This window comes from Thermanaerothrix sp. (assembly GCA_026417795.1).
Lineage (GTDB): Bacteria > Synergistota > Synergistia > Synergistales > Synergistaceae > Thermanaerovibrio.
In genome coordinates, this window is the sequence record JAOACP010000010.1 from 49,309 (window position 1) to 63,086 (window position 13,778).

The 13,778-nt window shown below is 61.6% G+C and carries 13 protein-coding genes; 10 read left to right on the top strand and 3 right to left on the bottom strand.

Going from position 1 to position 13,778, the window contains the following annotated elements:
• Window positions 1-222: 222 nt before the first annotated feature.
• Window positions 223-1,155, bottom strand: a complete 933-nt coding sequence (locus N2315_03480) for a DMT family transporter (protein ID MCX7828252.1) — start codon at window positions 1,153-1,155, stop codon at window positions 223-225.
• 124 nt (window positions 1,156-1,279) lie between these two features.
• On the opposite strand from N2315_03480, the gene N2315_03485 reads away from it, so the two are divergent.
• The 3 genes from N2315_03485 (at window position 1,280) to N2315_03495 (ending at window position 3,410) form a co-directional block, all read left to right on the top strand.
• Window positions 1,280-1,678: a hypothetical protein gene (locus N2315_03485; protein ID MCX7828253.1), complete on the top strand. Its 399-nt coding sequence runs from the start codon at window positions 1,280-1,282 to the stop codon at window positions 1,676-1,678.
• 120 nt (window positions 1,679-1,798) lie between these two features.
• Window positions 1,799-3,061, top strand: a complete 1,263-nt coding sequence (locus tag N2315_03490; GenBank protein ID MCX7828254.1) for a DUF1576 domain-containing protein — start codon at window positions 1,799-1,801, stop codon at window positions 3,059-3,061.
• Window positions 3,062-3,065: 4 nt separating this feature from the next.
• Window positions 3,066-3,410, top strand: a complete 345-nt coding sequence (locus tag N2315_03495) for a hypothetical protein (protein MCX7828255.1) — start codon at window positions 3,066-3,068, stop codon at window positions 3,408-3,410.
• Window positions 3,411-3,473: 63 nt separating this feature from the next.
• Here the strand turns inward: N2315_03495 and N2315_03500 are convergent, their stop codons facing one another.
• A complete protein-coding gene (locus N2315_03500) occupies window positions 3,474-5,438 on the bottom strand; it encodes an ABC-F family ATP-binding cassette domain-containing protein (GenBank protein MCX7828256.1) in 1,965 nt (654 codons plus the stop codon).
• Between the two features lie 119 nt (window positions 5,439-5,557).
• On the opposite strand from N2315_03500, the gene N2315_03505 reads away from it, so the two are divergent.
• The gene (locus N2315_03505) at window positions 5,558-6,766 is read left to right on the top strand and encodes an MFS transporter (protein ID MCX7828257.1); all 1,209 of its coding nucleotides are present in this window, start codon (window positions 5,558-5,560) and stop codon (window positions 6,764-6,766) included.
• On the opposite strand, the gene N2315_03510 is transcribed toward N2315_03505, so the two are convergent.
• Window positions 6,756-8,321, bottom strand: coding sequence for a PucR family transcriptional regulator ligand-binding domain-containing protein (locus N2315_03510; protein ID MCX7828258.1), 1,566 nt, complete (start codon window positions 8,319-8,321; stop codon window positions 6,756-6,758). The genes N2315_03505 and N2315_03510 overlap by 11 nt on opposite strands.
• A gap of 283 nt (window positions 8,322-8,604) precedes the next feature.
• On the opposite strand from N2315_03510, the gene N2315_03515 reads away from it, so the two are divergent.
• The 6 genes from N2315_03515 to N2315_03540 form a co-directional block, all read left to right on the top strand.
• Window positions 8,605-9,492 carry a carbon-nitrogen hydrolase family protein gene (locus tag N2315_03515; protein MCX7828259.1) on the top strand — a complete coding sequence of 296 codons (888 nt, stop codon included), beginning with the start codon at window positions 8,605-8,607 and terminating at the stop codon, window positions 9,490-9,492.
• A gap of 5 nt (window positions 9,493-9,497) precedes the next feature.
• Window positions 9,498-10,685 carry a CoA transferase gene (locus tag N2315_03520; GenBank protein ID MCX7828260.1) on the top strand — a complete coding sequence of 396 codons (1,188 nt, stop codon included), beginning with the start codon at window positions 9,498-9,500 and terminating at the stop codon, window positions 10,683-10,685.
• A gap of 7 nt (window positions 10,686-10,692) precedes the next feature.
• Window positions 10,693-11,409 (top strand): DUF2877 domain-containing protein, encoded by a 717-nt coding sequence (locus N2315_03525; GenBank protein ID MCX7828261.1) that lies wholly within the window; start codon window positions 10,693-10,695, stop codon window positions 11,407-11,409.
• Between the two features lie 44 nt (window positions 11,410-11,453).
• Window positions 11,454-12,992, top strand: coding sequence for a hypothetical protein (locus tag N2315_03530; GenBank protein MCX7828262.1), 1,539 nt, complete (start codon window positions 11,454-11,456; stop codon window positions 12,990-12,992).
• 5 nt (window positions 12,993-12,997) lie between these two features.
• Window positions 12,998-13,183: a hypothetical protein gene (locus tag N2315_03535; GenBank protein MCX7828263.1), complete on the top strand. Its 186-nt coding sequence runs from the start codon at window positions 12,998-13,000 to the stop codon at window positions 13,181-13,183.
• Between the two features lie 72 nt (window positions 13,184-13,255).
• On the top strand, window positions 13,256-13,778 hold a 523-nt coding region (locus N2315_03540; GenBank protein ID MCX7828264.1), incomplete at its 3' end, for a DUF1116 domain-containing protein.

The following is a 13,778-nucleotide window of genomic DNA, read 5'->3' on the forward strand; positions in this document are numbered from 1 at the left end:
TTTAGAACTTCCCCGAAGGGGCGATCGTAAGATCGCCCCTTTTTGCTTGTGTGCTGAGGCCTCTTGGCGGGGAAGGACGCGTAAACAAGACGGTTTCAGGGATAAGGCGCGGGACGGAGGTTCGCCTCCGCCCCGCGCCTTATCGCCTTATCTATGGCTTTTCATGCCCTGAGGTTTTGAGGGTTTCCCGCTGCCTTCGAGCCCCCTGGTTATTGTCTTTTTTCACCGCTCCTCCGCCTTGCCGAATAGGCCCATCAACCGCTCCGTCCAGCCCTGGGGCAGCTGCAGCTCCACCATGAGTATGGCCGCCATGACCATGGATGCGCCGATGAACATCTGGGGGGTGAAGACCTCTCCCAGCATAAGCACCCCCGCTATGGCTCCGAAGACCGCCTCGGTGGAGAGCAAAAGCGCTGCATGGGTGGGGGAGGTGTAGCGCTGCGCCACGTTCTGGATCGTGAAGGCTCCAACGGTGGAGAAGGCCACCATGTAGGCCATGGACCACCAGACCCTTGGGGGCATGGCGCCGAACGAGGGCTCCTCAAGCATCGCCGCCAGGGGCAGGCTCAAAAGCCCCAGGGTGATCATCTGCACGGAAGCCAGCCCAACGGGGTCGGTCCTCTTGGAGAACCGGTCCACCCCCAGGAGGTGGCCGGCGAAGAACACCGCGGAGCCCAAGGTCATGAGGTCTCCCTTGTTGAGCCCCCCCGCCTCGGCGGAGCCCAAGGTCCATATTCCCCAAAGGCATATGAACGAAGCCGCCATGGGCTTAAGGCCCGGGAAGCGCTTGGTTATCCCCCAGGATATGAGGGGTGCCAGCACCACGTATGTGGCGGTAAGAAATGCCTGCTTCCCCGCGCTGGTCCATATGAGCCCCATGGTCTGAAGGGCGAAGGCCATGAATAGAAGGACCCCGGCGATGAAGCCGTCGGAGATCCCCCTCTTCGAGAGCCCCGTAAGCCGTTTTCGGAAGATGAGCCCCAGGATGGCGCCTCCAATGAGAAATCGGCACGCCAACACCGTGAAGGTTGGAAGGTACGTCAACGCGTCCTTCAGCACCGCAAACCCCACGCCCCAGAAAGAGGCGGCCAAGAGTATCGAACCGTCTGCCAGGAGCACCGTTCTCCTGCTAATATTTAACCGGCACTCGGTCATTTTAAAGCCTCCCTTCCGGGCTAAGGCCCCGAAGACGTAATATATCATATGGACCCATAAGAGTCTAACTTGTGATCAAAATTAAAAGAATGGGGTGGGTCTCGTGCAAATCGCCGGTTATCTTTTGGGTTTTCTTACCTGGGGAGTAATATTCTGGATCTCTTACGGAAGGGGGATTGCCCCTCTGGTACGATCCCTAAGGTCCCAGTCCGCCTCGCTGCCCCTTGGCAGGGTGTTCGTCCTGTGCTTCCTACTTCTCGAGGTTCTCGTGCAGGGGCTTTGGGTGGCCTACTGCTCCAACCGGGCCATGGGGTTTGTACAAGACCTCGGCAAACCCCTTGCCTACGGTTTGGGCTTTATGTGCTGCCAGGTGCCCCTTGCCATGGTGGCCAGGACCGAGACCCCCGGTTCCGCTTACCACGTGGCAAGGTCCGTGATACCCATGGGGCTCTTCCCCGCCTTCGTCCTAAACCCCCGGTGGCTCTTGATATATCAGTGGATTCTATCCGGCTTTAGCGGATAGGATGGTATAATTGAGAATAATAAACCTTTATTATTAAAATATTAAGGAGTGTGACCCGGTGAATAAGAAGTTCCTTAACCACTCACCGCCCCTTGCCGATATCTTCGGAGGTGCCTCCCGATGGAGGAGGTGAGGAGGGAGTTTCGACGATACTGGATCGTCTCAGCGTTCATGTGGGCCATCATCCTATGGGGCATCGTCATGTCCGGTGGAGACGTGGACGAGCTGTTCGCGGGGCTTCAGCGGATACTCTTCTCCACCTGCACCCTCATAACCGACTACGTGTTGCTTGGAGGTCCCTCCGCCGCGTTGGTTAACGCGGGGTTTTTGGGCCTTGCGGCGCTGGGGGTGTGCGCCGCCGCCCAGGTTAGGCTCACCGGTCCTGCCATAGCGGCGGTTTTTACGGTCTGCGGCTTCGGGTTCTTCGGCAAAAACCTGCTCAACGTTTGGCCCATCATAATCGGTGTGTTCCTCCACAGCCGTTTCCGGGGCGTCCCCTTCAAGGACCACCTTCTCATATCCCTGTTTGGCACGTCCCTGGCCCCCTTGGTCAGCGAGCTTGCCTTCGGGGCCTCCTTGTCGCCGGTGGGGCCTTGGCTTGGGTCCTTGCTGGCGGGGCTTGTGGGGGGGGTTGCGGCAGGTTTCTTCCTGCCTCCCCTTGCCAAACACTTCCTTGTGGTGCACCAGGGCTACAACCTCTACAACGTGGGATTCACCTGCGGCTTTCTTGGGCTGGTGTCCCTTGGGCTCTTTAGGGCCATAGGAGTTCCCCTTGACGGGGGATTCTACTGGTTCCACGGAGGCCACGACATCTTCTTCGTGCCGGTCCTGCTTTTCTTTTCAGCCATGATGATCACGGGCCTTGTGATAACCCCCAACCCAATGCCGGGTCTTAGGGACATTTACTCCTCCTCGGGGCGTCTTGTGTCCGATTTCGTGCAGTACTCAGGCTTCGGCCCTTCCCTTGTGAACATGGGGTCCCTGGGGCTTCTGGGCCTTATGTACATAAGGCTGACCGGAGGGGACCTGAACGGTCCTACCATAGGCGGCATGATAACCCTGGCGGGTTTTGGGGGGTTTGGCAAGCACTTGAGGAACGTGGTGCCCGTCATGCTGGGCACCTGGGGAGCCGCGGTGATATCCGTCTGGCCGGTGGCCAGCCCGGGGGCATCCCTGGCGGTGCTGTTCAGCGGCTGTCTTGCCCCGGTGAGCGGAGCCTTTGGGGTGGTGGCGGGCTTGGCCGCCGGGTTCCTGCACCTAATGGTGGTGATGACCGTGGGCAGCGTCCACGGCGGGCTTAGCCTATATAACAACGGCCTTTCGGGTGGCATCGTGGCCGCCATGCTGCTTCCCGTGCTTGAGGCCTTGAGGGAGGAGGATTGATAGCATGAAAGGACAGTGGGCCAAGGCAGTGCACGCCTGCGGGGAGCTCGTGGCCTACCTGATAAGGCGCGGCTCCCGGGACATAGAGAACCGATTCATGTTCGTAAACGGCGTCCTTCACGTGGAGATCCGATCCTGGGACCTGGTTTTGTCCCAAGAGGAGCTGGAAAAGTTGAGGCGCCGCCTCATACACCCCCAACAGAGGGAGATAGGGGAGTACTACTGGGGGCTGGCCGGGGGGGAGCACAAGGGCACGGAGCTCGAGGTGGTGGGCAACGCCACGGAGGTGCTGTGCGTGGAGTCCTCCCCCGGCGAGGGTACGTTCATAAGGCTGCGCCGCAGGGATTGATGGTTGAAGGGCGGTCCATCGGGCCCCTTGCGGAGCTTCGGGGCTCAGCGCCCCGGGCTCATCTTATCTACCTATGGCGTCAAGCTCCTCCGCCAGCGCCTCCCACTGGGGGTACAATGCCTCAAGGCGCCGGTTTATCTCCGACAGCTCAAGCATGAGGGATTGTACCTTTGACGAATCCCCAAGCACCTCGGGGCTGCACAAAAGCCCCTCCAGCTCCCCCTTCCTCGCCTCCGCCGCCCCGATGGCCTCCTCTATGGGGGCCATCCTGTCCAACACCGCCTTCTTGAGGCGGTATATCCTGTTCCTGTCCTCCGCCCTGCGCCTTCGCTCCTCCTTTATGGAGTCCTTGGAGGAGCTTAGATCCCGGCGGGGCCTCTTGGACTCCTCCCCAGGTAAGTCCGAGTTACCATCGAGCTCCCCCCGAAGCTCCGCGAACCTGCTGTAGTTCCCCAGGTATTCCCGAAGGGTGCCCCGCCGTATCTCGAACACCCGGTTCACCACCGCGTCTAAGAAGTCCCGGTCGTGGGAGACTATCACCAAAGTTCCCTGGTAGGCCCCAAGGGCGCTTGCGAAGATCTCCTTGGTCCTCTCGTCCAGGTGGTTTGTGGGCTCGTCCAGGAGCAGCAGGTTCGCGGGCTCCATGAGCATCTTGGCCAGCGTAAGCCGGGACTTCTCGCCGCCCGAAAGGACCTCCACCGGCAGGTCCCAGTAGTCGGGGCCTAAAAGAAAGGCCCCAAGGGTTGACTTCACGTCCTGGTCGGTGACGGACAGGCTGGCGGATCTTGCCTCCTCCAGAACGGTCTTGCCATAGTCCAGGTTGGTGGCGCTCTCCTGGGAGAAGAAAGCGGTCCTAACCCCGCTGCCAAGGCGCAGGGTTCCCTCCGACGGGGATTCCCTAAGGCCCATGAGCCGCATGAGGGTGGACTTGCCGGACCCGTTGTACCCCACCAGGGCCACCCGGTCGCCCCGGTGCACCTCGAACCGCACTCCCCGGAAGATCCACCGTCCGTCGTAACTCATGCCAAGGTCCTGGGCGCTCATGACCAACTCGGGCCCCCTGGGAGGGGCGGGGATCTTTATCTTGAGCTCCCTGGCGGACTCCATCTGCCCCGTCTCCTCTATCCTCTCCAGGGCCTTCAGCCGGCTTTGTGCCTGAGAGGCCTTCGAGGCCTTGTAGCGGAAGCGCTCCACGAAGGCCATGGTCCTGGCCCTCAGCTCCCTTACATCCCGGGCCCTTCGGCGCAGCTCTTCATCCTCCGCCTCCCGGGCCTTGAGGTAGGACTCGTAGCTTCCCTGGTGGGTCCTTATCTTGCCTCCCCGGATCTCCGCCACCGCCCCGGTGGTCCTGTTTATGAAACGCCTGTCGTGGGACACCGCCACCATGGTCCCATCGAAGGACTTGAGGTACCCCTCCAGCCACTCCATGCTCTCCGTGTCGAGGTGGTTTGTGGGCTCGTCAAGGAGGAGCACCTCCGGCTGAGACAGGAGTATCGAGGCCAGCAGTATCCGCATCTTCCATCCCCCGGAGAAATCGGAACAGTCCCTTTCGTAGTCCCGTTCTTCAAACCCAAGGCCGCTCAGAACCCGCTTGGCCCGGGCCTCGAAGGAGTAGCCCCCCAAGGAGGCGATCCTTGACTGCAGCCCGTCGTGCTCCCTGGCGAGCCTTATGGCCTCGTCCTCCTCCATGTGGGGCTCCCCCATTCGAGCTTCCAACTCCCGCATGGCCGCCTCCGCCTGCGTGAGGCCGCTCCTCGACTTCAGGTACTCCATGACGCTCCCTGGCCCCACCTGGGCTATGTCCTGGGGCAGATACCCCACCTGAAGGGCCTTCACCGTGACCGTGCCGGACTCGGGATGATCCTCCCCGGCCAGCAGCCTCATGAGCGACGTCTTGCCGCAGCCGTTGGGACCCACCAGGGCCACCTTTTGCCCCGTCGTAACCACCCAGCCCGCGTTGTCCAGTATCACCCTTTCACCGTATCTAAGGGACACCCCTTCCAAAATTATCAGACCCGATCCCTCCACTTCGCTTCTTGTGGACCAAGGAGGATTTTACAACCCATTAGGTTCTTTGGCGCGGGGATGGTAAACTAAGTCCCATCCTGCCTAGATGAAGGGGGGCTTTCGTAATTAGTATTTTGAAAATGGCTAAGGTCTTCAAGGACCCCAAATGGCTGGCCTGGGTCCTGCAGGACGTGGGCAACTCTGGGTTTGCCACCACCATAATGGCGGTCATGTTCCCCCTTTTCTACCGGGAGGTCCTGGGGACGGGATCTAGCAAACAGCTGGTGCTCGCCATGTGGGGCTACGGCACCGCCCTTGGGATGCTCGTCACCGCCCTTTTGGCCCCTGCGCTGGGGGCCGCGGCGGACCAGCGGGGGATCCGCAAGGCCCTCTTCACGGCCTTTACCGCCCTTGGGGTGGCCTCCTCCTTCCTGATGGGACTGCTTCCCGAAGGTGGCTGGGTCCTTGGGCTTGGGCTTTTTATCGTGGGTTCCCTTGGGTTCTCCTTCAACAACGTCTTCTACGACTCGTTCCTTCCCCACATAGCCCCCGAGGAGGACCGTTCCCTCCTGTCCTCCGCGGGCTACGCCCTGGGATACCTGGGCGGCGGGGTGCTTCTTACGATCAACGTCTTCATGGCCGCCCGTTACGGAGAGGCGGGTTTCAGGATGGCCTTCGCCTCCGTGGCCCTCTGGTGGGCCGCCGCCACGGTCCCCTTCTGGCTGTTCATCCAAGAGCCTCCCGCCACCCCCAAGGATCCCTTGGGGCCCTTCGCAAGGCCCATAAGAACCCTCCGGGAGCTGCCCCAAAACCCCAACGTCATGTGGTTCCTCTTTGCCTTTTGGCTCTACAACGACGGCATAGGGACCATCATGAGGATGGGGGTTATTTACGGTTCCAGCATAGGGATAGATCAGCGCACCCTCCTCATGTCGCTGGTGGCCACCCAGTTCGTGGGCATCCCCTTGACCATGTTGTGGGCCAAGGTGTCGGACTTCATCGGGGACAAGGGGGCCCTCATGGGCGCCCTGGCGGTGTACCTTGTGATATGCCTGTTCGTCCCCTTCATAAGGACCTCGTCCCACTTCTGGGCCATGGCGCTCGCCATAGGTTCCGTCCAGGGCGGCGCCCAGGCGCTGTCCAGATCCCTTTTCTCGAGGATAGTTCCCAAGGACCGCAGCGCGGAGCTCTTCGGCTTCTACGACCTCTCCAGCAAGTTCGCCGGGGTGCTGGGCCCCATGGCGTTCGGGCTCATCTCTCAGATGACCGGCTCCTTCGCCCTTGGGGGGCCGCTGTTGGCGGGGTTCTTCCTCCTGGGAATCGTGATGCTTTTTAAGGTCAGAGCTTGATCCCCCGCTTTTGAACACCGTTGCCTATGTGGTAAGCCAGGGCGAGCCCCAGCCTGTGGTGGGGGTTGTTGAGGTCCACCCCCAACAGCTTCTCCAGCTCGTCCAGGTGGTTCCTCACGGTGTTGTAGTGCAGATGAAGCGCCTGGGCGCACTGCCGGGCGTTGAAGTCGCAGCTCACCAGGCTCTTTACCAGGTCCTTTAGGGGAAGGCTCCTCCTTGAGCTGGACGAGGCCTCCTCGAGAAGGGGTTCGAAGAACCTCTTGTAAACACCCTTGGCCTCGGGAAGCCGGAAGAGGTTGTCCAGCAGGGCGTACAGCGACAGGTCATCGTGGGCGTAAGCCCCGGGGTCCAGGGAGAACTCCCTAAGCCAGTTGAAGGTCCGTTTGGCTTCCTGGTAGGACCTGCTTATCTCTCCCATGGTCCGGACGGTTCCCCCTATGGCCACGTACACCTTGAGGTCCATGGCTCGCTGGTTCCACTCCCGCTTGATCTGTTCCAGGTCGGACAGTGGTATCAGCCCCGTCCACATGTCCCCGAGCCGGTAGCTCATCACCGGGTTTGAAGGGGTCCAACGAGGCGGCGAGGAGCCCTCCGCGGCGGAGACTATGGCCACGCAGGACCTCTGGGGAAGGGTTATGCCAAGCTCCTTCAGGTTGGCCTCGATTATGGAGGGGTCGTTGTATATATCAAGGCAAAGGGCCTCGAATAGCTTCTCCTTCCTCATGGCGGACCGGTTAGATATGGCGGACAGCTCCAGGGCGGAGGCCCGCACCAGCGTCATGGCCCTTAGAACCATCCGTTCCTGCCTTGTGGAGGGAAGGTTCTCCCCTTGGCTCAGCCACAGGTGGAGCGTGAGGGGGGTGTCGGATAGGAAGCGGTAGGAGGCGCTCCACTGTAGGACCCCGCTGTTCCTGAGCTCCAGGCTGGCCACCACCTGCCCCCGCTTGGGAAGCCCCCGCTCCTGGACCACCGGGGTCTTGAGGAAGGCCTGGGTCGCTTCTGGACCCTCCACGGAACCGTCGGGCAGGAAGTTGTGGCATATGCCCATCTGGGAGCACTGGACCGTGAGGGTCCTCTGAAGCCTGGAGGCGAAGGTGGAGAGTATCTGCCGTATGTCCAGCCCCTCCTCAAGGAAGCTCCCCACCTCATAGGGTGAACAGGCAGAACGGTTCCTCTCCTGAAGGATGAAGGTCTGGACCCCCTCTATTATGTCGGTCCAGCGATAGTGAAGGGGTATGGATAGCAGCGGCAGCCCCATCCGATCTGCCTCGCTCACCATGGAGGATGGCAGCTCGTGATGGTACCGGTCCAGCTTCACACCCACCGCCGCTATGCCCCGGTCGTTCACCCGCCTTAAGAAGTCCGTGAAGGCCTCGGGGTCCTCCCGGAATATGTAGCCGCTCCCCACCAGGAACTCCCCGCCCCTCATCCATCGGTCCACGTCCGGGGCGTCTATGACGGACACCGAAGAGAGCTCCCGGTTGAGGCCGCTGCTGCCCCCCAAAAGGTCGAAGTCAGGGAATAGGTGATGCCTTAAAAGGTCCGCCGCTATCAAAGCCAGTCCCCCTTGGACCGCCCATTGTGAAGCCCTGGGCAATATGGATATTGTTGCTCAACGGTCTTCGCCAGATTGTCAACGGTTGCCATGTGATGGCATCCCTTAAGAAGGTATTGTAATGTAGCGGACGATAAAGGCAAGAGGCTTCAGGGCTCGAAAGCGACGATCGCAGGACCTGGTCGGAATGTTGCTCTCGAGGCGGGCTTCCTGTGCCGAATTTACAAAATGAGCGGCGCATAGTTTTACGGGTTCCTGTTTGGGGCCATACGGGGGGATGGGGATGAGATCTTTCGTTGCGGCGGCGGTTCAGTTCGCCGTGGAGCCCATGGACGTGAAGGAGAACCTTCTAAGGGCGGAAGCCTGGGTGGATCGCTGCGTCAAGGAGTCCGGGGCGGAGCTGGTGGTCTTGCCCGAGAGCTTCACCACCGGGTTTACTCCCTTGGGGGACTCGAAGGACCTTTGGGACGCGGTGTCCGAGATCCCAGGGCCTTTGACGGACCGGGGGGTTGAGTGGGCTCGTAAGATGGGAATACATCTGGTCTTCCCAACCTACGAGAGGGGGCCTGAGCGGGTGGTAGTTTACAACTCCGCGGTCCTCATAGGGCCCTCCGGCATATTGGGGGTTTACAGGAAGACCCATCCGTTCCCCACCGAGAGGCTTGAGGGGGGCGGGTGGACCACGCCGGGGCACGAGCCCTTCTGCGTCAAGACGGAGCTTGGGAACATAGGCATAGTGATCTGTTACGACGGCGACTTCCCTGAGCTTGCCAGGGTCACCACCCTCATGGGGGCGGAGGTCATATGCCGGCCCTCGGCGTTCATGAGGACCTTCGACCATTGGGAGATAACCAACCGTGCCAGGGCCTACGACAACCACGTTTACTGGGTGGCCACCAACTCGGTGGGCCGGGACGCTTCGGGGGCCTATTTCTTCGGGGGGTCCATGATAGTGCATCCCTCCGCCATGAAGCTTGCCCAGGCCAGGGCCAGCGACGAGTACGTTTGGGCCCGGCTGGATCCGGACCCCATAAGGCGGGTCTTGCCCAACAGCTCCGGGGAGCAGTGGTTTGACCACGTGGAAGACCGCAACCTAAGGAGTTACCGGGGGATCCTGGATGAGGGCCGTTGCCCCTTTGAGCCCGCCAGGCGGATACCTTACGGGAGGTGAGGGTTATGAGGCCGTTGGAAGGAGTTACGGTGCTGGATCTTACCAGGGTGTTGGCGGGCCCCTTCGCCACCATGATGCTGTCCGACATGGGGGCCAGGGTCATAAAGGTTGAGAACCCCACGGGTGGCGACGACTCCAGGGCCTTTGCCCCCATGGTCAACGGTGAGAGCGCCTACTTCATGAGCATAAACCGTGGCAAGGAGAGCGTCGCCATAAACCTTAAGCACCCGGAGGGGAAGAAGCTGCTCCTGGAGCTTGTGAAGAAGGTGGACGTGCTGGTGGAGAACTTCAAGCCCGGCACCATGGAGAAGCTGGGGCTGGGCTACTCGGTGCTTTCCGAGGCGAACCCAAGACTTATTTACGCCGCCAGCTCAGGGTTCGGCCAGTACGGCCCCTACAGCCACCTCCCCGCCTACGACCTGATCATCCAGGGCATGGGGGGGCTGCAGAGCATAACCGGCCAGGATGAGGAGCACCCTACCAAGGTGGGGTCCTCCATGGCGGACATACTGGCGGGCGTGTTCACCGTAATAGGCATACTGGGGGCATTGCGGGCCAGGGACATCACGGGGCAGGGCCAGATGGTGGACGTGGCCATGCTGGATTGTCTGGTGGCCACGTTGGAGAACGCCATAGCCCGGTACGTGGTGACCGGCAACGTACCTAAGCCCGCTGGCAACGATCATCCTTCCATAGCCCCCTTCGCCACCTTCGAGAGTTCCGACGGGTTCGTGAACATAGCGGCGGGCAACGACGCCCTGTGGGCCAAGCTCTGCGCGGTGCTTGGCATGGAGGATTTTGTGGAGGACCCCAGGTTCCTCACCAACTCGGACCGCATAAGGAACTGGCCGGAGCTCAAGGCGGCCATAAACGAGCGCATCAGGACCAGGAGCACCGCCCATTGGGTGGAGGTCCTGCGGGAGGCCAACGTGCCCTGCGGGCCCATAAACACGGTGGATAAGGTCATATCGGACCCCCACGTGCTGGCCCGGGACATGATAGTGTCTTTGGTTCATCCGGTGGCGGGGGAGCTCAAGGTGCCGGGTATACCCATAAAGTTCTCCAAGACCCCGGGCAAGATAAATGGCCCCGCTCCGCTGCTTGGGGAGCACACCGGGAAGGTCCTCGCGGAGTTCCTTTCCATGGGGGATGGTGAGGTTGATCAGCTGAAGCGCCAGGGGGTGCTGGGCTGAGGTACCCATGGGGGATCGCAGGGTCTTCCCCCTTGGGGTAAGCGATGACACCCTGTTAGAGCCGTCCATTTGGGAGTTTCCCCTTAAGGTTCGGGAGGTTCACCGAAGGGCGGTGAACCTGGAGGGGGTTGGAGGAGGACGGGTGAGCCTGGTGGAGGACCCGTCCATCATGGGGCCCAAGAGCGCACTTGTGGGTTCCCTGGAGGGCTTTGAGCCGGGCGGCTGGGTCTGGCTTTCCCCGGCCCCCGGGATGTACCGGCCCTGGGTGGAGGGGCTTGAGCCCCTTGAGAGTTTAAGGCCCCTTTGGCTTGAGTGGCTTGGTTACCTTGATGACCCGGAGCTTTGGTCCCTCAGGGGGCCTGTGGAGAGGGGGGATCCCATGGGGCTTGTGGGCATGGGCCCTGGACACACACCGGCGGGGGACGACGTGCTGACCGGTTGGCTTTTAGCCAGGAGGGCCGTTGGAGACGTACTTGCGGGGCAAGGGTTCCTTAGGGTCTTTGACCTGGGAGCCACGTCTTGGTTCTCTTCGGACCAGCTTATCTGCGCCGCTAGGGGTCTTGCCTGGAGGGGCGCCCTGGAGGTTCTTAAGGGGCTGCACGGGGCCATGGAGGGGCAGGATCTGCTTGGGGCGGTGGGAAGGGCCGAGGCGGTGGGACATACCTCCGGAAGGTGCTGCCTTCTTGGGATCGCCCTGGGCATCGAGGGGTTGATGGCTCTTTGAGTTTTGTTTTAGACGTAAATTTTTTAGGTTGCGGAGGTGATCTTGTGGTTCAGCGCATAGAGGTGGTGGAGCGCACCTATTACGACAGCGTCACCCTCATGAGGGTTGCCAAGGAGATCAACTCCATGGAGGGGGTAAGCTCCGCGTCCCTTTCCATGGGCACCGAGGCGAACTTGAGGATCCTTGCCGCCGCGGGTTACGACCTGTCGGGGCTTTGCGCCACCCCCAACGACCTTATCATAGCGGTCATGGGGGAGCCGGACCTGCTTGATGGGGCGGTGGCGAAGGCCAAGGAGTACCTTAGCAACCCTCCCTGGAAGCAGCAGGGGCAGGACGGGGGCGGGGTTTACAGGCCCAAGAGCCTTGACGGCGCCCTTTCTGTCCTTTCGGACGCCAACCTGGCGGTGGTGTCCGTTGCGGGCCGTTACGCCGGGGACGTGGCAATGGACTGCATATCCAAGGGCCTCAACGTGATGCTCTACTCGGACAACGTGCCCCTGGAGAAGGAGGTAGAGGTTAAGCGGGCGGCGGCGGAGAAGGGGCTTTTGGTGATGGGTCCCGACTGCGGCACCGTGATAATCCGGGGCGTGGCCATAGGGATGGCCAACGTGTGTCCCGTGGGTCCCGTATCCATGGTGGCCGCGGCGGGCACGGGGCTTCAGGAGGTCCACGTGCAGCTGGCCCGCCGGGGTGTTGGGACCCTTCACGGCATAGGCACCGGCGGCAGGGACGTGAAGTCCGAGGTGGGGGGGATAATGGTTGAGATGGCCTCCAGGATCCTTTTGGAGGATCCGGAGGTGAAGGTCTTGGTGATCCTGGGCAAGCCCCCGGCGCCGGAGGTGGAGGAGAGGATACTTAAGCTCGCTTCCGGTTCCTCCAAGCCCGTGGTTCTAGGCTTCATAGGGGGCAAGGCCAGCGGCGACCGGCACCCGGTTTACATCTGCCGGGAGCTGGAGGAGACCGCGGCGGTGGCCGCTGCCCTGGCCAAGGGTGAGGACGTTAAGGCGGTGAGGTCCGCCATGGAGGAGGAGGACCGTAGGATACGGGCCATGGCGGAGCGCATAGGGATCCGCAAGGGCTACCTTAGGGGGCTCTACTCGGGAGGCACCCTCTGCTACGAGGCCCAGCTCATCGCCCAGGAGGTCTTGGGCCCCATCCACAGCAACACCCCCTTGAAGAAGGAGCTCAAGCTTGAGGACAGCTTGAGGTCCGTTGAGCACAGCATAGTGGACTTCGGGGAGGACGAGTTCACCCAGGGCCGTCTGCACCCCATGATAGACGTGTCCTTGAGGGCCTCCCGGTTTGAGGAGGAGGCGAAGGATCCCCACGTGGGGGTCATCCTCTTCGACGTGGTGATAGGTTACGGCTGCAACCCGGACCCCGCGTCGGGGTTGGTGGAGGGCATAGAGAGGGCCCGGAAGCTGGCGGGGGACCGGGTGGTCTTTGTGGCCTCCGTCTGCGGCACCCCCGAGGATCCCCAGGACGCGGACCGTCAGAGGAAGATATTGGAGGACGCGGGAGTGGTGGTGATGGACAGCAACGCCAAGGCCTCGAGGCTTGCTGCGTACCTTCTTAAGGGGTGATGGCTTTGCACGAGAACTTGCGTAGGCTTCTCAAGGAGGGGCCCAAGGCGGTCAACATCGGGGTTGAGCAGTTTGCCCAGGACCTCACGGCCCAGAACGTGCCGGTGGTTCAGATGGACTGGCGTCCGCCGGCGGCGGGGGCGGACCTGCTTTCCAAGCTCAGGAAGCTTAAGGGCAAGCAGGGGGCTTGAGATCGGCGGCAGGTGACGGGGTTTAGGTTTCCGTTTATAGAAAGAGTTCTTCGACGTAAGGAGGGGTAGCGGATGGTGGATATCGAGAAGGCCAACCAAGAGGCCCTGTCCAGGCTCTTGTCGGCCCAGCCGGTGCTGGTGGACATGGGGCTGGCGGTGGAAGTGGTGCCGGGCATGGGGGAGAAGATGCTCATGCACGCGGGCCCTCCCATAACCTGGGATCGCATGTCCGGTCCCATGCGGGGGGCTGTGATCGCCGCGTGTTTGTACGAGGGTTGGGCTTCGACGCCGGAGGAGGCCCAGGAGCTGGCGGCCAGCGGTGAGATAACCTTTGACCCCTGCCACCATCACAACGCCGTGGGCCCCATGGCGGGGGTGACGAGCCCCCACATGCCGGTGTTCGTGATAGAGAACAAGGACCTGGGGAACCGCTCTTACTGCAGCATGAACGAGGGCTTGGGCAAGGTCATGAGGATGGGGGCCTATGACCAGGAGGTGATAGAGCGCCTCAAGTGGATGCGCTACACCCTTTACCCCAACCTCCACGCGGGGATAAAGAGGGCCTACGAGGTGCAGCTGTCTCTTATACACATCT